At 76.2% G+C, this 18,252-nt stretch carries 16 protein-coding genes and 1 pseudogene; 11 read left to right on the forward strand and 6 right to left on the reverse strand.

The features are described from left to right. Window positions 1-81 precede the first annotated feature (81 nt). Genes SNE206_RS01015 through SNE206_RS01025 form a run of 3 tightly spaced genes read left to right on the forward strand, consistent with a single transcriptional unit; the run spans window position 82 to window position 3,895 of the window. Window positions 82-792, forward strand: coding sequence for an ABC transporter ATP-binding protein (locus SNE206_RS01015; protein ID WP_407911384.1), 711 nt, complete (start codon window positions 82-84; stop codon window positions 790-792). Next, window positions 789-3,323 (forward strand): hypothetical protein, encoded by a 2,535-nt coding sequence (locus SNE206_RS01020; RefSeq protein WP_407911385.1) that lies wholly within the window; start codon window positions 789-791, stop codon window positions 3,321-3,323. Before SNE206_RS01015 ends, SNE206_RS01020 begins: the two co-directional genes overlap by 4 nt. Beyond that, window positions 3,320-3,895, forward strand: coding sequence for a phosphohydrolase (locus tag SNE206_RS01025; protein ID WP_407911386.1), 576 nt, complete (start codon window positions 3,320-3,322; stop codon window positions 3,893-3,895). The genes SNE206_RS01020 and SNE206_RS01025 overlap by 4 nt, the downstream gene beginning before the upstream one ends. Before the next feature lie 56 nt (window positions 3,896-3,951). Here the strand turns inward: SNE206_RS01025 and SNE206_RS01030 are convergent, their stop codons facing one another. Further along, window positions 3,952-4,905: a DMT family transporter gene (locus tag SNE206_RS01030; RefSeq protein WP_407911387.1), complete on the reverse strand. Its 954-nt coding sequence runs from the start codon at window positions 4,903-4,905 to the stop codon at window positions 3,952-3,954. Window positions 4,906-5,004: 99 nt separating this feature from the next. Here SNE206_RS01030 and SNE206_RS01035 point away from each other — a divergent pair, with 99 nt between their 5' ends. Beyond that, the gene (locus SNE206_RS01035; RefSeq protein ID WP_407911388.1) at window positions 5,005-6,450 is read left to right on the forward strand and encodes a PLP-dependent aminotransferase family protein; all 1,446 of its coding nucleotides are present in this window, start codon (window positions 5,005-5,007) and stop codon (window positions 6,448-6,450) included. Here SNE206_RS01035 and SNE206_RS01040 read toward each other — a convergent pair. Beyond that, window positions 6,446-6,961 (reverse strand): annotated as a pseudogene (locus SNE206_RS01040) (GNAT family N-acetyltransferase); the annotation flags it as partial. The gene SNE206_RS01035 and the pseudogene SNE206_RS01040 overlap by 5 nt on opposite strands. A gap of 237 nt (window positions 6,962-7,198) precedes the next feature. On the opposite strand from SNE206_RS01040, the gene SNE206_RS01045 reads away from it, so the two are divergent. After that, a complete protein-coding gene (locus SNE206_RS01045; protein ID WP_407911389.1) occupies window positions 7,199-7,807 on the forward strand; it encodes a GNAT family N-acetyltransferase in 609 nt (202 codons plus the stop codon). An 81-nt stretch (window positions 7,808-7,888) separates the two neighbouring features. Then, window positions 7,889-9,037: a methyltransferase gene (locus tag SNE206_RS01050; RefSeq protein WP_405010457.1), complete on the forward strand. Its 1,149-nt coding sequence runs from the start codon at window positions 7,889-7,891 to the stop codon at window positions 9,035-9,037. Window positions 9,038-9,047: 10 nt separating this feature from the next. On the opposite strand, the gene SNE206_RS01055 is transcribed toward SNE206_RS01050, so the two are convergent. The 4 genes from SNE206_RS01055 to SNE206_RS01070 all read right to left on the reverse strand — a co-directional run bounded on the left by SNE206_RS01055 (window position 9,048) and on the right by SNE206_RS01070 (window position 12,669). After that, window positions 9,048-9,773, reverse strand: coding sequence for a DUF2071 domain-containing protein (locus SNE206_RS01055; RefSeq protein ID WP_407911390.1), 726 nt, complete (start codon window positions 9,771-9,773; stop codon window positions 9,048-9,050). Next, on the reverse strand, window positions 9,770-10,093 hold the full coding sequence (locus SNE206_RS01060; RefSeq protein ID WP_407911391.1) for a metalloregulator ArsR/SmtB family transcription factor: 324 nt from the start codon (window positions 10,091-10,093) through the stop codon (window positions 9,770-9,772). The genes SNE206_RS01055 and SNE206_RS01060 overlap by 4 nt, the downstream gene beginning before the upstream one ends. A 99-nt stretch (window positions 10,094-10,192) precedes the next feature. Next, entirely contained in the window at window positions 10,193-11,290 is a 1,098-nt protein-coding gene (locus SNE206_RS01065; RefSeq protein WP_407911392.1) for a glycosyltransferase, read from the reverse strand. A gap of 158 nt (window positions 11,291-11,448) precedes the next feature. Further along, window positions 11,449-12,669: a beta-ketoacyl-[acyl-carrier-protein] synthase family protein gene (locus SNE206_RS01070; protein WP_407911393.1), complete on the reverse strand. Its 1,221-nt coding sequence runs from the start codon at window positions 12,667-12,669 to the stop codon at window positions 11,449-11,451. Window positions 12,670-13,190: 521 nt separating this feature from the next. Here SNE206_RS01070 and argC point away from each other — a divergent pair. The 5 genes from argC to SNE206_RS01095 are packed head-to-tail and all read left to right on the forward strand — an operon-like array spanning window position 13,191 to window position 18,122. Further along, window positions 13,191-14,219: an N-acetyl-gamma-glutamyl-phosphate reductase gene (argC, locus tag SNE206_RS01075; RefSeq protein WP_407911394.1), complete on the forward strand. Its 1,029-nt coding sequence runs from the start codon at window positions 13,191-13,193 to the stop codon at window positions 14,217-14,219. A 26-nt stretch (window positions 14,220-14,245) separates the two neighbouring features. Next, the gene (gene argJ / locus SNE206_RS01080; RefSeq protein WP_407911610.1) at window positions 14,246-15,400 is read left to right on the forward strand and encodes a bifunctional glutamate N-acetyltransferase/amino-acid acetyltransferase ArgJ; all 1,155 of its coding nucleotides are present in this window, start codon (window positions 14,246-14,248) and stop codon (window positions 15,398-15,400) included. 20 nt (window positions 15,401-15,420) lie between these two features. Next, on the forward strand, window positions 15,421-16,353 hold the full coding sequence (gene argB / locus SNE206_RS01085; protein WP_407911395.1) for an acetylglutamate kinase: 933 nt from the start codon (window positions 15,421-15,423) through the stop codon (window positions 16,351-16,353). After that, window positions 16,350-17,549: an acetylornithine transaminase gene (locus SNE206_RS01090; protein WP_407911396.1), complete on the forward strand. Its 1,200-nt coding sequence runs from the start codon at window positions 16,350-16,352 to the stop codon at window positions 17,547-17,549. The genes argB and SNE206_RS01090 overlap by 4 nt, the downstream gene beginning before the upstream one ends. Before the next feature lie 24 nt (window positions 17,550-17,573). Next, on the forward strand, window positions 17,574-18,122 hold the full coding sequence (locus SNE206_RS01095) for an arginine repressor (RefSeq protein ID WP_407911397.1): 549 nt from the start codon (window positions 17,574-17,576) through the stop codon (window positions 18,120-18,122). Window positions 18,123-18,252 lie beyond the last annotated feature (130 nt).

The following is an 18,252-nucleotide window of genomic DNA, read 5'->3' on the forward strand; positions in this document are numbered from 1 at the left end:
CCACCGACCGCCCGGCCGGAGACCCCGCGGACGCGGGCCCCGGCCGGGCCCCGCACCGCCGCACCACGTGAGGAGAACCGAGTGCCCGTCGTGGAACTCGAAGGCGTCGCACGGACCTTCACGTCCGGCGACGCCGCCGTCCGCGCCCTGCACGGCATCAGCCTGCAGGTGGGCCGCGGCGAACTGGTCGTGCTGATGGGCGCGAGCGGCTCCGGGAAGACCACCCTGCTGAGCCTCGTCGGGGGCCTCGACCGGGCCGACGCCGGCGCCGTCCGGGTGCTCGGCGAGGACCTCGGCCGCCTTCCGGAACGCCAGTTGGCCCGGCGTCGGCTGACGACCGTCGGCTTCGTGTTCCAGGAGCTCAACCTGCTGCCGGAACTCACCCTGGAGGAGAACGTCTCCCTCCCCCTGGAAGGCGCCGGAGTGCCCCGCGCCGCAGCCCGGACCGCCGCCCGGCAGGCCCTGGCCGAGGTCGGACTCGACGGGACGGCCCGCCGCTACCCCGACGAGATCTCCGGCGGCCAGCAGCAGCGCGTGGCCATCGCCCGGGCCGTCGTCGGCGACCGGCGGCTCGTCCTCGCCGACGAGCCCACCGGATCGCTCGACTCGGCGACCGGCGCGGAGATCATGATGCTGCTGCGCCGCCTGTGCGACGCCGGGGCCACCGTGCTCCTCTCCACGCACAACCCGGCGAACGCCGCGTTCGCCGACCGGATCGTGCACCTCAAGGACGGCGCCCTCGTGCGGATCGAACAGCCACCCGCCCCCGCACGGCGCGAGGGCGCGCAGTGACCGACCGGCACGGCACCTCCCTCGACCGCCGCCTCGCCCGGACGATCGTGATCGGCACGGGACGGCGCCGCGCCATGCTGCTCGCACTGTTCGCCGTGCCCGTCCTGCTCGCCACCGCCGCCGCCTCGGTCGTCGACACGCTCAACCTCTCGCCCGCGCAGCTCGCCACCACGGCCATGGCGCAGGCGGACACCCAGATCGACCGGATCGAACCGGGCCCCGCCCCCGCCGACCTGGCGGCCGTGCTCGGCCCGCTCCCGCCGGGCACCGCCGCGGTCCCGTACTACAGGAGCCCGCAGTTCCCGGTCGTCGTCGGCGGCCTCACCGTGCAGGCCGCCTACCGCGAGACCGACTGGACGGCACCGGTCACCCACGGCTGGCTGCGCACCACGGCCGGCCGCCTGCCGGCGGGCCCGGCCGAGGCCGCGGTCTCCCGCCACCTCGCCGCCACCCGCCACCTGCGGATCGGCGACGAACTGCGCCACCGGTGGTCCGACACCCCCGCGACGATCGTCGGCGTCGTCGAGGACCCGAGCGCCTACCGCGCGGACATCGCCGTCGGCGGACCGGGCCTCTTCGCCCGGTGGTTCAACCCGGCGCACGCCGCCGAGTCGGGGGCCGTCCGCGGCTGGCTCGTGACCGGCGGCACCGCCGCCCTCGGCCCGCCCGCGGCCCGGCAGCACCTCGCCGTCCGCACCCGCACCCAGGTCGCCAGCACGGCCCGCAGCCTGCTCGCCGCGCAGCCCGGCCTCGTCGCCGTGCCGGGCCTCCTGCTGGTCCTGTGCGCCGCGGCAGCCGTGTTCGGCCTGCGGATGCGGCGCCTGCAACGGCAGTTCGCGCTGCTCTCCGCGATCGGCTTCGACGGCCCCCGGCTCGTCCGGGTCGCCCGGACGGCGGGCCTGCTCGCCGCCGCGGCCGGCGGCACCGCAGGGGTCGTGCTGGGCACGGCGCTCGGCGCCGCCGTCCGGCCCGCCGTCCGCTCCGCCGTCGCCCGCGACCTCGCCGCGGTCGACCCGGCCACACCCCGTCCGCTGGTGCTGCTGCTCGCCACCGTCCTGTGCGGGGCCCTGGCGGTCCGGATCCCGGCCCGGCTCGCCGCCGCCCGCACGGTGCGCAGCGGGCTGAACCGGGCACCGGCCACCCGCGCCGGCACCCGCCGCAGGCGCTGGTGCGCGATCCTCGGTGCGGTCGGTGCCGCCGCCGTCGTGTCGGGTGTCGCCGCTGGCTCCAGCACGCCCGGCGCGGCCGGCGGCGTCGTCCTGCTGGCCGCCCTGCTGCTGGCCGTGCCCGACGTGCTGATCCTGCTCGGCCGCGCGGCCGGGCCGCTCCGGCCGGGCCCCCGCTTCGCCGTCCGCGACCTCGCCCGCGACCGCCGCCGGCCGACCGCCGCGGTGGCGTTCGGCACGGTCGCCGTCGCCCTGGCGACGGCCACCGCGCTGTTCGTCGGTGGCAACAGCGCCCGGGACGCCCGCGAGTACGCCGGATCCCGGCACACCGGCCAGGTCGAGGTGGTGCTGCGCGACGCCCCGCCCTCCGCCGCCGTCGAGGACGCGCTGCGCACCGCCGCCGGCACCACCCGGCCGGTGGTGGCCGTCCAGGGCGTGTACGCCTCGGACACCCCGGAGGCGGGCGCGCTCTCGCGGCTGGCCCTGCCGCCGGTGGCGATCCTCGCGCCGGGCGGGGTGACGGGCAGCCGCTTCGGGCGCCTGCAGATCGTCGACACCCCGGACGACTTCCGCGCGCTGACGATGCGCGGGCCCACCGGCGCCGAGACCGCGGCCCTCACCGCCGGGCACGTCCTCGCCCTGGACCCGGTGTTCGTCCGCGGCGGCGCGGTCGACCTGGCCGCCGGTCCCGAGCAGGCGGCGACGCCGCGGCGCGTCCCGGCGGCCGTGGCGGAGCACCCCGTCGACAGCACCACGCTCAACCGGGCGCGGGCGGTGCTCACCGCACGCGCCGCGCGGGCGCTCGGCCTCGTCCCGGTCACCACCACGTACCTGGCCACCCTGGACGGTGCCGTGCCGCCCGACCTGGAGGCCAGGCTCGGCCGGGCGCTGGAGCCGCTGGGCGTCCCCGCCACCGCCCTGCACGTCGAGCGGCCGTACAGCCCGCCCGTGCCGGTGCGCTGGAACGTCCTGATGGCCGTCGCCGGGGTCATGGTGCTCGTGGTCACGCTCCTGGCGGTCTCCGCGTCCGCGCAGGAACTGCGGCCCCAGCTGCGGCTGCTCCGGGTGATCGGCTTCGGCGGCCCGACCCGCCGCACCGTGTCCGCCACGCAGGCGGCGGTCATCACCGCCCTGTCCGTCGGGTGCGGTGCGACGGCCGGATTCGTCCTGGCCGGGGCGCAGTTGTGGCCCAAGGGCACCGAGATCGTGGTGCCGTGGACGCTGCTCGCCGGCTCGTGCGCCGCCGTGGTCGCGGGCGCCTCCGCCGCCGGCTTCCTGCTCCACCCCGTCACCGCCCGCCGTGCCGGCCGGCGGCCGGGGCGGGCACGGGCGGCGGTACCGCGGCGGGCACACCGACGGACATGATCCGAACCGTCCCGGAGCCGGCCCCGCTGCCGGCGGAAACCGCCGCACTGCTGGCCGGACTCGGGGCCCCGCCCCGCCTGGTGGCGCACCTGCGGCTCGTCCACGACGTGGCGCTGCGACTCGTCGACGCCTTCGGGGCGGAGCTGGGCGCGGACCGGCCCGGCGTCCTGTACGGCGCGGCCACCCACGACGTCGGCAAGGTGCTGCACCCCGAGGAGCTGTCCGCGCCCGGCTCGCTGCACGAGGAGGCGGGCCGGGCCCTGCTGCTGGCCCGCGGCGTCCACCCGGACCGCGCCCGGTACGCGGGCACGCACGCCTCCTGGACCCTGCCCGGCATCAGCACCGAGGAACTGCTGGTCAGCCTCGCCGACAAAATCTGGAAGGGCCGGCGCCAGGCCGACCTGGAGGACCTCGTGGCCGGGCGGCTCGCCGAAGCCCGCCGACAGCCCCTCTGGGAGGCGTTCCTGGCGCTCGACGACGTCCTCGGCCCGCTCGCGGAGGAGGCGGGGCCGCGGCTCGCTCACCAGGCCTCGTTCCCGGTGCTGCCGCCCGCGAGCCCGAAGTCCGGCTGACAGGCCCCCAGCCCGGTGATCTCCACCGCCGGCCCGAGCTCCCGGCCGGCGGGCGGTCACGGGCCGGCGGGCGCGGCCGCGCGGGCCCGCTCCGGCCCGTCCGCCGTGCCCGCGGCCGGTGCTGCGGCCGGTGCCGCGCCGGCCGACGGCCCCCGCAGGCCGAGGACGACCCCGGCGCCGACCAGCAGGGCGCCCGCCACCTCCCCGGCGCGCGCGGTGCCGGTGCCGAGCACGGCCGCGGCGGCCGCCGAGGTGATCGGCACCAGCCCGGCGAACAGCCCGGCACGTTCGGGCCCCAGCCGTCCGAGCGCGCCGTACCAGAGCAGGAACGCCACCACGGTCATCACCACCGCGAGGTAGAGCAGCGCGGCGAGCTCGGCGCCGGTGGGGGTGCGCAGCGCCGCCCGGCCGTCCCGTACGGCGGCCGTCACCGCGAACATCGGCACCGCCAGCACGGTCACCCACGCCGAGACCCCGACCGGCCCCAGCCGCGGCAGCAGCGGTACCGCCAGCAGCGAGAACCCGGCCTCGCAGCCGAGCGTGCCCAGCGCGTACCAGGTGCCCGCGGCACTGCCGCCGCCCAGGCCCTGCGCCACCGCAGCGCCGACCGCCACCACCGCCGCGGCGACGACGGTGCGGCCGTGCGGGCGGCGGCGGACCAGGGCCGGCGCGAGCACCGCGAGCAGCAGCGGGGCCGCGCCGACCACGCTCCCGACGGCTGCCGGACCGGAGTGCCGCACCGCCTGCACCAGCAGCACGTTGAAGGCGAACACGCCGGACGCGGAGACCAGCACCAGCCGGCCGTACTCACGGCGCGTGGGCCGTAGGCCGCGCAGGCCGCTCCGCAGCGCGATCGGCACCAGCAGTGCCGCCGCCAGCAGGTAGCGCACGGCCTGGCCGCCGAGCAGCGGATAGCCGGCGAACGCGGCGCTCACCGCCGTGGAGCAGCCCAGCATGGTCATCGCGGTGCCCGCGCGCAGCGCGCCGGACGCGGTGTCGGAGAGTGGCATGCCCTCCACGCTAGGCAGCAGGCGGTCCGCCGGACAGGTCCACCCGGGCAGCGCCGGAGTGGACCACTTCCGGCGCCGGGGCGGCGTACGATCGCGGCCGTGACCGAGCTCCTCCTCGCCTTCGACCGCACCGGCGGCGAGCTGACCGCCCGTCTCACCCGGGCGCTGCGCGACGCCGTGCGGCAGGGCCGCCCGCCCGCCGGCGGCCGGCTGCCCGCCACCCGCGTGCTCGCCCGCGACCTCGGCCTGGCCCGCGGCACCGTCGTCGAGGCGTACGCCCAACTGGTCGCCGAGGGATACCTGGTGAGCATCCCGGGGTCGGGCACCCGGGTCGCGGACGGCGTCGCGCCCGCCGCCCCGCCCGTCCCGCCGCCCGCCACCGGGCACCCCGTCCGGTACGACCTCGCACCCGGCACCCCCGACCTGTCGGCCTTCCCCCGCGCCGCCTGGCAGGCCGCGCTGCGCCGCGCGCTCGCCGACACGGCGCACAGCGGCCTCGGCTACGGCGACCCGGCCGGCCGTCCCGAGCTGCGGGCCGCCCTCGCCGCCTCCCTCGGGCGGGTGCGCGGCGCGGCCGCGACCGGGCGGCAGGTGATCGTGGTCGGCGGGGTGGCGCAGGGACTCGCCCTGCTGGTGGGGCAGTTGCGGCAGCACGGCCACCGCACCCTCGCGGTGGAGGACCCGTGTTCGCCGGGCACCCTCGATCTGCTGCGCGCCCACGGCATCGAGCCCGTCGGCGTGCCCGTCGACACGGACGGCCTGGACGTCGCCGCGCTCGCCGCCACCGGATCCCGCGCCGTGCTCGTCACGCCCGCCCACCAGTACCCGACCGGCGTGGTGCTCGCCCCCGGGCGGCGCGCCGCCCTGATCGCCTGGGCGCGCGTCACCGGCGGCCTGGTGGTCGAGGACGACTACGACGCGGAGTTCCGCTACGACCGCGAGCCCGTCGGCTGCCTCCAGGGGCTCGCCCCCGACCACGTCGTGCACCTCGGCTCGCTCAGCAAGACGCTCGCCCCCGGGCTCCGGCTCGGCTGGGCCGTCCTGCCCGACGCGTGGGCGGACGGCTTCCGCGAGGCCAAGCGGTACGCCGACCTCGGCTGTTCCGTCCTCGACCAGCTGGCCTTCGCCCGGCTGCTCGCCGACGGCGGCCACGACCGCCACCTGCGGGCCGTCCGGGCCCGGTACCGCAGCCGCCGCGACGCCCTGGCCGAGGCCCTCGCCCGGCACCTGCCGGACGCCGCCGTGCGCGGCGTCGCCGCGGGCCTCCACCTCCACCTCGACCTGCCGGACGGCTGCGCCGAGGCCGAGGCCGTCGCGGCCGCCGCGGAGCGCGGCGTCCGGGTCGAGCCGGTCACGCCGATGCGGCTGGAGTCGGAGGGCGCACCGGCGGTGGTGCTCGGCTACGCGGCCCTGCCGGAGCGCGCGCTCGCCGAGGCGGCCCGGCTGCTCGGGCAGGCGGTCACGGCGTCGTGCGGCCGCCGCCCAGCCGGCGCCGGAGCGCCGACCGGAGGCCGCCCCCGCCCCCCGGCGGGTCGGCGGCGGTGAGCTCGTCCGCCAGCAGGTCCATCAGCAGGCCGTCGTGCCAGGTGCCGTCCGGCCCGCGCTCGTACCGCCGCATCACCCCCACCGGACGGAAGCCGACCTTGCGGTAGCAGGCGATGGCCGGGGCGTTGTCCGCCGCCGGGTCGATGACCAGCCGGTGGTGGCCGAGCTCCGTCGTCAGGTAGCGGGCGAGCGTGCGGACGGCGTCGGTGCCCAGCCCCCGGCCGTGCACCGACGGGTCGAGGTACACGTCGATGCCGGCGTGCCGGTAGTCCGGCTCCTCCTCCTCGTGCCACTGGATCGCGCCGACCACCCGGCCCCGGTACTCGACGGCCAGGGTCGGCGTCTGCGCGTCCGACAGGTCGGAGCGCACCTCCGCCACCATGTCGGGACCGCCCCGCCAGCGGGCCCGCACCTCGGCCGTGGACCGGATCTCCGCCAGCAGGGGCACGTCGGCGGGGCCGGCGGGCCGGAGGAGGACGGCGGCGCCGGGCAGGGTCGGCCTGGTCTGCATGCTGGCACGGTACCCGGCCCGGGCCGCCGCGACGGCCCGTCGGCCGACTTGCCGCGACCCGCCACCGCGGGCCGCCCGGCGGCGGCATACTGTCGTCCGGCCGTGCGCGGTACCGGCCCCGGCCGCTCCGTTGCCGCGCCGCAGTCCGGCCGCTCCCGCCCGGCCGCTCCCGTCCGGCCGCTCCCGCCCGGCCGCTCCCGCCCGGCCGCGGCGACCCGCCGCGCCGCCGGAAAACGCGTGGCCGACGCACCGGCCGTCGCCGAGAATCACCGGGTGAGCCCCGACTTCCTGCACAAGCCCACCCTCACCGGCGACCGGGCCCTGCTGCGCCCCTTCCGCCCCGGCGCCGACCTGCCCGCCCTGGCGGCCGCGATCGCCGATCCGGAGGTGCGCCGGCTGACCGGCAGCGCCCACCACCCGCCGTTCGACGAGGACCACCTGCGCCGCTGGTACGGCTCCCGCAACGAGCAGGACGACCGGCTCGACCTCGCCCTCGTCGACCGCGCCGCCGACCGCTGCGTCGGCGAGGTGGTGCTCAACGAGTGGGACGGGCCGAACCGCAGCTGCAACCTCCGCATCCTGATCGGCCCCGGCGGCCGCGACCGCGGCCTCGGCACCGAGGCCGTCCGGCTCGTCCTCGGCCACGCCTTCGGCCACCTCGCCCTGCACCGGGTCTCGCTGCACGTGTACGCCTTCAACCCGCGTGCCCGCCGCGTCTACGAGAAGGCCGGGTTCGTCGCGGAGGGCGTGCTGCGCGAGGCGCTGCGCGACGGCGACGACCGGGTCGACGACGTCGTGATGTCCGTCCTCGCGCACGAGTGGGCCCGCCACCGCGGCCGCCCCTGACGGCGGCGCGGCCCGCCCGTGCGGGCCGTCCCGCCGCGGGACGGCCGGGCGGCGGGGCGCGGTCGGCTAGCCTGGAGCACGATGAACCGCCTGAGCACGCCCTTCGGTGAGGTCGACCTCACCCGTTATCCCGACGACCCGCGCGATCAGCTGCGTGCCTGGGACGCCTCCGACGACTACCTGCTGCAGCACCTCGCCGAGAGCGGCACCGACCTGAGCGGCACCGTCGTGATCGTCGGCGACCGCTGGGGCGCCCTCGCCACCGCGCTCGCCGCCCACCACCCGGTGCAGATCGGCGACTCCTACCTCGGCCGGCAGGCCACGGTCGCCAACCTCGACCGCAACCACCCCGGGGACGCCGCCGCCGTCCGGCTGCTGACCACGCGTGAGACCCCGCCCGAGCGGGTCGACGTGCTGCTCGTCCGGGTGCCCAAGAACCTCGCCCTGCTGGAGGACCAGCTGCACCGGCTGGCCCCGGCGGTGCACGAGGGCACGGTCGTGGTCGGCACCGGCATGACCACCGAGATCCACACCTCCACCCTGCAGCTCTTCGAGAAGGTGCTCGGCCCGACCCGCACCTCGCTCGCCGTCCGCAAGGCCCGGCTGATCCACTGCACCCCGGATCCCGCGATCGCCCGCACCGGCAGCCCGTGGCCGCGCAGCTACGACCTCCCGGGCGAGATCGGCGTGGTCTCCGGCCGGCCGGTCACCAACCACGCCGGCATCTTCTGCGCGGACCGCCTCGACGTCGGCACCCGCTTCCTGCTCCGCCACCTCCCGGAGCGCAAGGGGCCGGAGACGGTGGTCGACCTCGGCTGCGGCAACGGCGTCGTGGGTACGGCGGCTGCGCTCGCCAACCCGGACGCCGAGGTGGTCTTCGTCGACGAGTCGTACCAGGCCGTCGCCTCGGCGGAGGCGACCTTCCGCGCCAACCTCGGTGCGGACGCCCCGGCCCGGTTCGCGGCCGGCGACGCCATGGCGGACGTGCCGCCCGGCAGCGTCGACCTGGTGCTCAACAACCCGCCGTTCCACACCCACCAGGCCATCACGGACGCCACCGCCTGGCGGATGTTCAGCAGTGCCCGTACGGCGCTGCGGCAGGGCGGCGAGCTCTGGGTGGTCGGCAACCGCCACCTCGGCTACCACGTCAAGCTCCGCCGGCTGTTCGGCAACTGCCGGACGGTGGCGAGCGACCCGAAGTTCGTGCTGCTGCGCGTGGTGAAGCGCTAGCGGGTGCCGGTCAGGCGGCCTGCAGGGGCGGCAGTGCCTGCCAGCGGGCCGGCATGCCGCGCATGAGGAGGGTGCAGTCCAGCTCGGCGCTGCCGGGCGGGAAGCGCTCGGGGTCGTCGAAGAACGACGAGGCCGCGGAGTGCGTCACGGCCGCCTCGACGTGCCAGGCGTCGGTCTCCAGCCGCATGCCGTCGAGCCGGCCGGGCTCCCGGGCGGGCGACCACCCGCGGGAGCCGGCGCGGAAGAACGCCGAGGCGGCGGCGAGGTCGTCGAAGAGCACGCTGCCGTCGAGGCGGTCGGCCGGTGCGGCGGTCACCTCGGCGTGCACCGCGCCGTCGTGCGTGGTGAAGCCCACGGACAGCTCCCCGGCGCTCTCGCTGACGCGGAAGTCGGCCAGGCCGTGCGTGCCGGGGAAGATCCGGCCGCCGGCCCAGGCGTTGATCCGGGACGCGGTGTCGCGGCGGGTGATGTAGACCCCCGTCTCGACGCCGTCGGGGCCGTCCCACTCGACGGCGATGCGGTGCGCGGCGTTCTCGCTGCGCAGGCCCGTCCCGCCCGGCGCCCAGGCGGGCCGGACGGCACCGAGGCGCAGCAGGCACAGCCCGGCGACGGCGTGACCGCGGACGAGCTGCGGCCGCAGCCGCGGGGGCAGCAGCCGGGCGGTGGTGCCGGGGTCGGTGCGGTAGTTCACCAGCAGCCGCCGTTCGACGGTGCTCGCGAGGGGTGGTGTTCTCATCCGGTCTCCGTCTCCCGCCACCTGGTGCGGCGCAGCACGATCTGTTCGGGGCAGACGGCGCTCAGGAACCGTCCGACGCAGACGGCGAGCCGCTCCTCCACCAGGGTGTAGAGGATGCGGTTGCCGTCGCGCCGTTCGGTGACGAGCCCGGCGCCCTTGAGCACGCCGAGGTGCCGGGAGACGGAGGGCGCGCTGATGGTGAAGCGGGCCGCGATCTGCCCGGCCGCGAGCTCGCCCCCGCGCAGGTCCTCCAGGATCTGGCGGCGCGTCGGGTCGGCGAGGGCGCGGAAGACGCCCGAGTCGTCGTCTGCTGCTGTCATGGTTCGATATTTAGCACATGAGCTAAATATCGAACAAGAGGCTGCGGCGGCCGGAGGCCGGTGAGGGCTGCGCGGCCGGCGCCGGCGGGCCGCCACCGCTCAGGCGGCCTGCCGTGCGAACTCCCGGTTGGCGAGGGTGTGCCGGCGGTAGGACTCGGGGAGGTCCGGCAGGGCCAGCAGCCGGTCGCAGGCGGCCGCCGAGCCCGCCAGGTCGCCCACCCAGTACGCCGCGACGGAGTACTCGAACAGCAGCCCCCAGCGGTAGACCCAGGGCTGGGTGAAGAGCCGGTCGTCCGTGCCGTCCGGCCCGGTGCCGATCTGTTCGAGGCCGGTCCGGGCGAAGGTGTACGCCGTCCGGTGGCGGCTCATCAGGCGCAGCCGGGAGGCGAGTTCGTAGCAGGCCTCCAGACGCTGCGGGCGGCTCTCCCAGGCGCGCAGCAGGGAGTCCATGGCGCCCGGCCAGTCGCCGGCGGCGGCCCGCAGCAGCCCGGCCTGCAGCAGCGCGCAGTAGACCTCCTCCGGCCAGCCGTGCATGGTGGCGCGCCGCTCGTAGAGACCGATCGCGGCCTGGGTGTCGCCCATGTCGCGGAGGGTCTGGGCGAGGTAGAAGACCGTGCGGCCGTTGTCGGGGTCGCGGGCGAGGTCGTCGCGCAGCAGGCGGGCGTCGCGTCCCAGCCTGTCGCCGCGGGAGCCGCCGTCGGCCAGGTGCTCGACCGACAGCGCGTCCAGGTGGGCGGTGGCGTCGGGGCCGTCGGTGGTGAGGTACTCGTGGGTGGCGCCGACGTACCGCCAGTCCAGGCTGCCGCGGACGAGCCGCTTGATCCGGTGTTCGGGGTCGGCCCGGTGCCGCAGCAGGTAGGAGTCGGCGGTGAGCGGGGGCAGGTCGCCGGAGCGGCGGACCACCATGTCGGCGTCGATCAGCAGCAGGTAGTCGGCGCGGTCGCGGGCGCGGCGGATGTTGAGGGTGCGGTTGTGCCCGAAGTCGACCCAGGGCTCCTCGTGCAGTTCGCCGGGCACGCCGTCCAGGGCCCGCCGGACCAGCTCCTGCGTGCCGTCGGTGGAGCCGGTGTCGGAGATGACCCAGGTGTCGACCAGGCCGCGCACGGAGGCGAGGCAGCGTTCGATGACGGCGGCCTCGTCCTTGACGATCATGCAGAGGCAGACGGTCGGCCGGGCGGGGGGGTCGGGTCGGGTCACGGCGGCCTCGCGGTCGGACGGCGGCGTCCCGGAGGGATCCGGGCTTCCGACAGTAGGCCGTGCCGCGGCTCCCCCCGGCCGCGACACGGGCGGGGGCGGGCGCTGCCGACCGGATGCCGCAGTGGCGGCCGGCGGCGGCGCCCGCGCCCGGCGGGCCGTCAGGGGGCGGCCGTGAACACCAGCGAGGCGTTGTGCCCGCCGAAGCCGAAGGCGTTGGCCAGCGCCGCCGTCAGCCGGCCCTCCCGCGGCCGGCCGGTGACGACGTCGAGCTTCACCGCCGGGTCGGGGGAGTCGAGGTTGACCGTCGGCGGCACGATGCCGTCGCGGACGGCGAGGATCGCGGCGATCGCCCCCAGCGCCCCGGCCGCGCCGAAGAGGTGGCCGGTCATCGACTTGGTGGCGGTGACGGAGGGGTGCGTGCCGACGGCCTCGGTGACGGACCGCGCCTCGGTGAGGTCGCCGAGCTGCGTCGAGGTGGCGTGCGCGTGCACGTGGTCGACGGCCTGCGGGGGCAGCCCGGCCGCCGCCAGGGCCGCCCGGATCGCGCGGACCTGGCCGTCCGGGTGCGCGGAGGTGATGTGGTGCGCGTCGGAGGTGACACCGGCCCCGGCGAGCACGGCGTGCACGCGGGCGCCGCGGGCCGCGGCGAACCCGGCGCGTTCCAGCACGATCACGGCCGAGCCCTCGCCGATCACGAAGCCGTCGCGGCCGGTGTCGAAGGGCCGGGACGCCTGCCGGGGTGCGTCGTTGCGCGTGGAGTGCGCCCGGGCCTGCGCGAACCCGGCCAGCGTCAGCGGGCAGATGCAGGCCTCCGCGCCGCCCGCCACGACGACGTCCGCCCGGCCCAGGCGGATGAGGTCCAGGGCCGTCGCGATGGCCTCGGCGCCCGACGCGCAGGCGCTGACCGGGGTGTGCGCGCCGGCGCGGGCCCCGAGGTCGATGCTCACCCAGGCGGCGGGCCCGTTGGCCATCAGCATCGGCACGGTGTGCGGGGAGACCTTGCGGACGCCCGAGGCTTCCAGCACGTCGTCCTGCCCGAGGATGGTCAGTGCGCCCCCGGTGCCGGTGCCGATCACGACGGCGAGCCGCTCCGGTTCGACCCCGGGCCGGCCCGCGTCGGCCCACGCCTCGCGTGCGGCGACCAGGGCGACCTGCTCGCAGCGGTCCAGCCGCCGGGCCTGCACCCGGTCGAGCACGGTGGCCGGGTCGACCGCCAGCCGGCCCGCGATGCGCACCGGGAGGTCCGCCGCCCAGTCCTCCTCGATCGGGCCGATCCCGGACCGTCCGGCGAGCATGCCCGCCCAGGTCGAGGCGGTGTCCCCGCCGAGCGGGGTGGTGGCTCCGAGGCCGGTGACGACGACCGTGCTGTCCCTACCCATCCTTGCGCTCCTTCTGTCGAGTGCGGCCAACTCCGGCCGTCGACGGGCGCTGCCCGCCGATCGGCACGGGAGCCACTCTTCCAGGGGAGTGACGAGGATTCAGGTACGGGAGGGCGCCGATTGCCTGGCCGGAAGGTTATGGGAAGTCAACAAATCGCCGGCGTCCCGGCCTGCCGGCCGCGGGCCCGGCGGGGCTCGCTGCGGGAAGAGGTGCGGCACCGCGGCGGCCGGGGCGGGCCCGCGCGGCCGGTCCTGCGGGCGTGCGGGGCCGGGTTCGCTGCGAAGGGGCGGTCGCGCCCGTGCGGCACCGCCCGCCGGGCGCCCTGCGGGCTCGCGACGTCCGCGGGCGCGGCTTCCCGTCGCGGGGGTGCGCGGGGTCCGCGGGGTGCGGTGGGGGAGGGGGCGGACCGCGGGAGCCGAACGAGCGATCATGGAGGTGCACCCCGGGGTCCGGGCCCCCGGAGCTTCTTGCATGAATGTTCCGTGATGCGTATATTCATGCTGAACCTAGGAGGAACGCCATGGCATTGCGAGTCGCCGTCGCCGGAGCGAGCGGGTACGCGGGCGGTGAGGTGCTGCGCCTGCTGCTCGGGCACCCGGAGGTCGAGATCGGGGCGCTGACCGGCGGCTCCAACGCGGGAGCCGTGTTCGGCACCCTGCAGCCGCACCTCCTGCCGCTGGCCGACCGCGTCCTGGAGCCGACCACCACCGAGGTCCTGGCCGGCCACGACATCGTCTTCCTCGGCCTGCCGCACGGGCAGTCCGCCGCCGTCGCCGAGGCGCTCGGCGACGACGTGCTGGTCGTCGACTGCGGCGCCGACTTCCGGCTCAAGGACGCGGCGACCTGGGAGCGCTTCTACGGCTCCCCGCACGCCGGCACCTGGCCGTACGGCCTGCCCGAACTGCCCGGCCACCGCGCCGCGCTGAAGGGCACCCGGCGCATCGCCGTCCCCGGCTGCTACCCCACCGCGGTCTCCCTGGCGCTCTACCCCGCCTACGCCGCCGGGCTCGTCGGCAACGAGGCGGTGATCGTCGCCGCGTCCGGCACCTCGGGCGCGGGCAAGGCCGTCAAGCCGCACCTGCTCGGCAGCGAGGTCATGGGCTCGATGAGCCCGTACGGCGTCGGCGGCGGGCACCGCCACACGCCGGAGATGGCGCAGAACCTGAGCCCGGTGGCGGGCGGGCCGGTCACCGTCTCGTTCACCCCCACCCTGGCGCCGATGCCGCGCGGCATCCTCGCCACCTGCAGCGCCGCCGCGAAGCCCGGCGTGACCGCCGCCTCGCTGCGCGCCGCCTACCAGGAGGCCTTCGCCGGCGAGCCGTTCGTCCGCCTGCTGCCCGAGGGGCAGTGGCCGCAGACGAGTTCGGTCTACGGCTCGAACGCCGCCCTCGTCCAGGTCGCCCTGGACGAGCACGCCGGACGCGTCATCGCGATCAGCGCGATCGACAACCTGGTGAAGGGCACCGCGGGCGGCGCGGTGCAGTCCATGAACATCGCCCTCGGCCTCCCCGAGGAGCTCGGCCTCCCGCTGAACGGAGTCGCACCGTGAGCCAGCCCGTGACGGACCAGCAGAACATCGGCGTGACGGCGGCGAAGGGCTTCCGCGCGTCGGGGGTCACGGCCGGCCTCAAGGCCTCCGGCGCCCCCGACCTCGCCCTCGTCGTCAACGACGGCCCCGCGTACGCCGCGGCGGGCGTCTTCACCTCCAACCGGGTCAAGGCCGCGCCCGTCCTCTGGTCGCAGCAGGTCCTGACCACCGGGCAGCTCGCCGCGGTCGTGCTCAACTCCGGCGGTGCGAACGCCTGCACCGGCCCCGAGGGCTTCCAGGACACCCACGCCACCGCCGAGAAGGTCGCCGCCGAGCTCGGGGTCGGCGCGATCGAGGTCGCGGTCTGCTCCACCGGCCTGATCGGCGTGCGCCTGCCGATGGACCTCCTGCTGCCGGGCGTCGAGCAGGCCGTCAAGGCCCTCACCGCGGACGGCGGCGAGGCCGCCGCGATCGCCGTCAAGACCACCGACACCGTGCACAAGACCGCCCAGGTCACCAGCCCCGAGGGCTGGACGGTCGGCGGCATGGCCAAGGGCGCGGGCATGCTCGCACCCGGCCTGGCCACCATGCTCGTCGTCGTCACCACCGACGCCGAGGTCGGCAGCGAGGACCTCGACGCGGCGCTGCGCAGCGCCACCCGCACCACCTTCGACCGGGCCGACTCCGACGGCTGCATGTCGACCAACGACACCGTGCTGCTGCTGGCCTCCGGCGCCTCCGGGGTCACCCCGGACGCGGCCGGGTTCGCCGAGGCCGTGCGCACCGTCTGCGCCGACCTCGCCCGGCAGCTGATCGGCGACGCCGAGGGCGCCTCCAAGGACATCCGGATCGACGTCACCGGCGCGGCGACCGAGGACGAGGCCGTCGACGTGGCCCGCACCGTCGCCCGCAACAACCTGCTCAAGTGCGCCCTGCACGGCGAGGACCCGAACTGGGGCCGCGTCCTGGCGGCGATCGGCACCACCACGGCCGCCTTCGACCCGGACGCGCTCGACGTCGCCATCAACGGCGTCTGGGTGTGCCGCGGCGGCAGCGTCGGCGAGGACCGCGACCTGGTCGACATGACCGGCCGCGAGATCGTCATCACCGCCGACCTGCACGCCGGCGAGGCGCAGGCCACCGTGTGGACCAACGACCTCACCGCGGACTACGTGCACGAGAACAGCGCCTACTCGACCTGATCCCCGGGGGACGGAACACCGTGCAGATCGCACCCAAGGGCGAACAGGCCCGCAACAACACCGCGCTGCCCAAGGCCCGGACGCTCATCGAGGCGCTGCCCTGGCTGGAGCGCTTCCACGGCAAGACGATCGTGATCAAGTTCGGCGGCAACGCCATGGTCGACGAGGACCTGAAGGCGGCCTTCGCCCAGGACGTCGTCTTCCTGCGCTACGCCGGGCTGCACCCGGTGGTCGTGCACGGCGGCGGCCCGCAGATCAGCGCGCAGCTGGAGAAGCTGGGGCTGGAGTCGTCGTTCACCGCGGGCCTGCGGGTCACCACGCCGGAGACGATGGACGTCGTGCGGATGGTGCTCTCCGGGCAGGTCCAGCGCGAGCTCGTCGGCCTGCTCAACGGCCACGGCCCGTTCGCGGTCGGCATGACCGGCGAGGACGCGCACACCATGACGGCGGTCAAGCGCTACGCCGTCGTCGACGGCGAGCAGGTCGACATCGGCCTGGTCGGCGACATCGTCAACATCGAGGCGGGCGCCGTGAAGGCGCTCATCGCCGACGGCCGCATCCCCGTCATCTCCTCGATCGCCCGCGGCACCGACGGCCACGTCTACAACATCAACGCCGACACCGCCGCCGCCGCACTCGCCGTCGCACTCGGTGCCGAGATGCTCGTCGTACTCACCGACGTCGAGGGGCTGTACAGGAACTGGCCCGACTCGGGCGAGGTGATCGACCGTCTGTCCGCCACCGAGCTGGAGGAGATGCTGCCGACCCTCGCGAGCGGCATGCTGCCGAAGATGGAGGGCTGCCTGCGGGCCGTCCGCTCCGGCGTCGGCACCGCCCGCGTGCTCGACGGACGCGTGCAGCACAGCCTGCTGCTGGAGATCTTCACCGACGAGGGCATCGGCACGATGGTCGTGCCCGACGACGAGACGACCGTACTGGGGGGCCTGGCATGACCAACACCGAACTCACGCAGCGGTGGCAGCACGCGCTGATGGACAACTACGGCACCCCGCGCATCCCGCTGGTGCGCGGCGAGGGCGCCAGGGTCTGGGACGCCGAGGGGCGGGAGTACCTCGACCTGGTCGGCGGCATCGCGGTCAACGCGCTCGGCACCGGCCACCCGGCGATCGTGGAGGCGGTGACCCGGCAGATCTCCACGCTCGGGCACGTCTCCAACCTCTTCATGGCGGAGCCGACGATCGAGCTCGCCGAGAAGCTGCTGGAGCTCTTCGGCCGACCGGGCCGGGTGTTCTTCTGCAACTCCGGCGCGGAGGCCAACGAGGCCGCCTTCAAGATCAGCCGGCTGACCGGCCGCACCCACCTGGTCTCGCTGGAGGGCGCCTTCCACGGCCGGACGATGGGCGCGCTCGCCCTCACCGCGCAGCCCGCCAAGCAGGATCCGTTCCGGCCGCTGCCCGGCGACGTCACCCACGTGCCGTTCGGCGACGTCGAGGCGCTGCGCGCCGCCGTCACCACCGAGACCGCGGCGGTCTTCCTGGAGCCGATCCAGGGCGAGAACGGCGCGATCCCGCTGCCCGAGGGCTACCTGCGGGCGGCGCGCGAGATCACCCGGGCCACCGGCACGCTGCTGGTGCTCGACGAGATCCAGACCGGCATCGGCCGGACCGGCCACTGGTTCGCCCACCAGGCGTACGAGGGCGTCGAGCCGGACGTCGTCACGCTCGCCAAGGGCCTCGGCGGCGGTCTGCCGATCGGCGCGGCGGTCGCCTTCGGCCCGGTCGCCGACCTGCTCCACCCGGGCCACCACGGCACCACCTTCGGCGGCAACCCGGTGGTCGCCGCGGCGGGCCTCGCGGTGCTCGGCACGATCGAGCGGGAGGGCCTGCTGGAGCACGTCCGGAAGACCGGCGAGAAGCTCCGGCACGGCGTCGAGGCGATCGGCGACCCGCTGGTCGACCACGTGCGGGGGGCCGGCCTCCTGATCGGCATCGTGCTCACCGAGCCGGTCGCGGCGCGGGTGCAGGCCGCGGCGCAGCAGGCCGGGTTCCTGGTGAACGCGGCCGTGCCGGACGCCGTGCGGCTCGTGCCGCCGCTGGTGCTGACCGAGCAGGAGGCGGACGCCTTCCTCGCGGCGCTGCCCGGGATCCTCCGGGCCGTCCGCGGTGAAACCCCCGACGCGAACAGCTGAGCGGACTCCGGGAGAATCAGCAGCATGACCGCACCCCAGTCCGACCAACCCGCCACCGGGGCGATGCCGCAGGTGCCGCAGACCCGCACCGCGCGCCACCGGCGGATCGTGGATCTGCTGACCCGTCAGCCCGTCCGCTCGCAGAGCCAACTGGCCAAGCTGCTCGCCGACGACGGACTGGTGGTCACGCAGGCCACGCTCTCGCGGGACCTGGACGAGCTGGGCGCGGTGAAGATCCGCAACCGGGACGGCGCGCTGATCTACGCCGTCCCGGCCGAGGGCGGCGACCGCACGCCCCGCGCACCGATGGGGGAGTCCGCCAGCGAGGCCAGGATGGCCCGGCTGGCGGGCGAGCTCATGGTGTCCGCCACCGCCTCGGGCAACCTCGTGGTGCTGCGCACCCCGCCGGGCGCGGCGCAGTTCCTGGCGTCGGCGATCGACGCGGCCGAGGTGTTCGAGATCATCGGCACCATCGCGGGTGACGACACCGTGCTGCTGATCAGCCGGGATCCGTCGGGCGGCCAGGCGCTCTCCGACCACCTCATGCAGCTGGCCCAGGCCAAGGCCCAGTAGCCGGGCCGCGCCGCCGCACGTCCCGTGTTTTGAAATCCATACGCGCTAGTGCATACTTATGCCTAACGCCGTATGGGAACCCGCATACCGCACGCTCTGCCCTGTTCGCACCGTTTGTGAAGGAGAAAGC

Source organism: Kitasatospora sp. NE20-6, from assembly GCF_045862635.1.

Coding starts and splice junctions, on each gene's coding strand:
- SNE206_RS01060 (WP_407911391.1), bottom strand. CDS start 10,093: ATGACAGCAGCAGACGACGACTCGGGCGTCTTCCGCGCCCTCGCCGAC.
- SNE206_RS01090 (WP_407911396.1), top strand. CDS start 16,350: ATGACCAACACCGAACTCACGCAGCGGTGGCAGCACGCGCTGATGGAC.
- argC (WP_407911394.1), top strand. CDS start 13,191: ATGGCATTGCGAGTCGCCGTCGCCGGAGCGAGCGGGTACGCGGGCGGT.
- SNE206_RS01055 (WP_407911390.1), bottom strand. CDS start 9,773: ATGAGAACACCACCCCTCGCGAGCACCGTCGAACGGCGGCTGCTGGTG.
- SNE206_RS01025 (WP_407911386.1), top strand. CDS start 3,320: ATGATCCGAACCGTCCCGGAGCCGGCCCCGCTGCCGGCGGAAACCGCC.
- SNE206_RS01070 (WP_407911393.1), bottom strand. CDS start 12,669: ATGGGTAGGGACAGCACGGTCGTCGTCACCGGCCTCGGAGCCACCACC.
- SNE206_RS01095 (WP_407911397.1), top strand. CDS start 17,574: ATGACCGCACCCCAGTCCGACCAACCCGCCACCGGGGCGATGCCGCAG.
- SNE206_RS01030 (WP_407911387.1), bottom strand. CDS start 4,905: ATGCCACTCTCCGACACCGCGTCCGGCGCGCTGCGCGCGGGCACCGCG.
- SNE206_RS01050 (WP_405010457.1), top strand. CDS start 7,889: ATGAACCGCCTGAGCACGCCCTTCGGTGAGGTCGACCTCACCCGTTAT.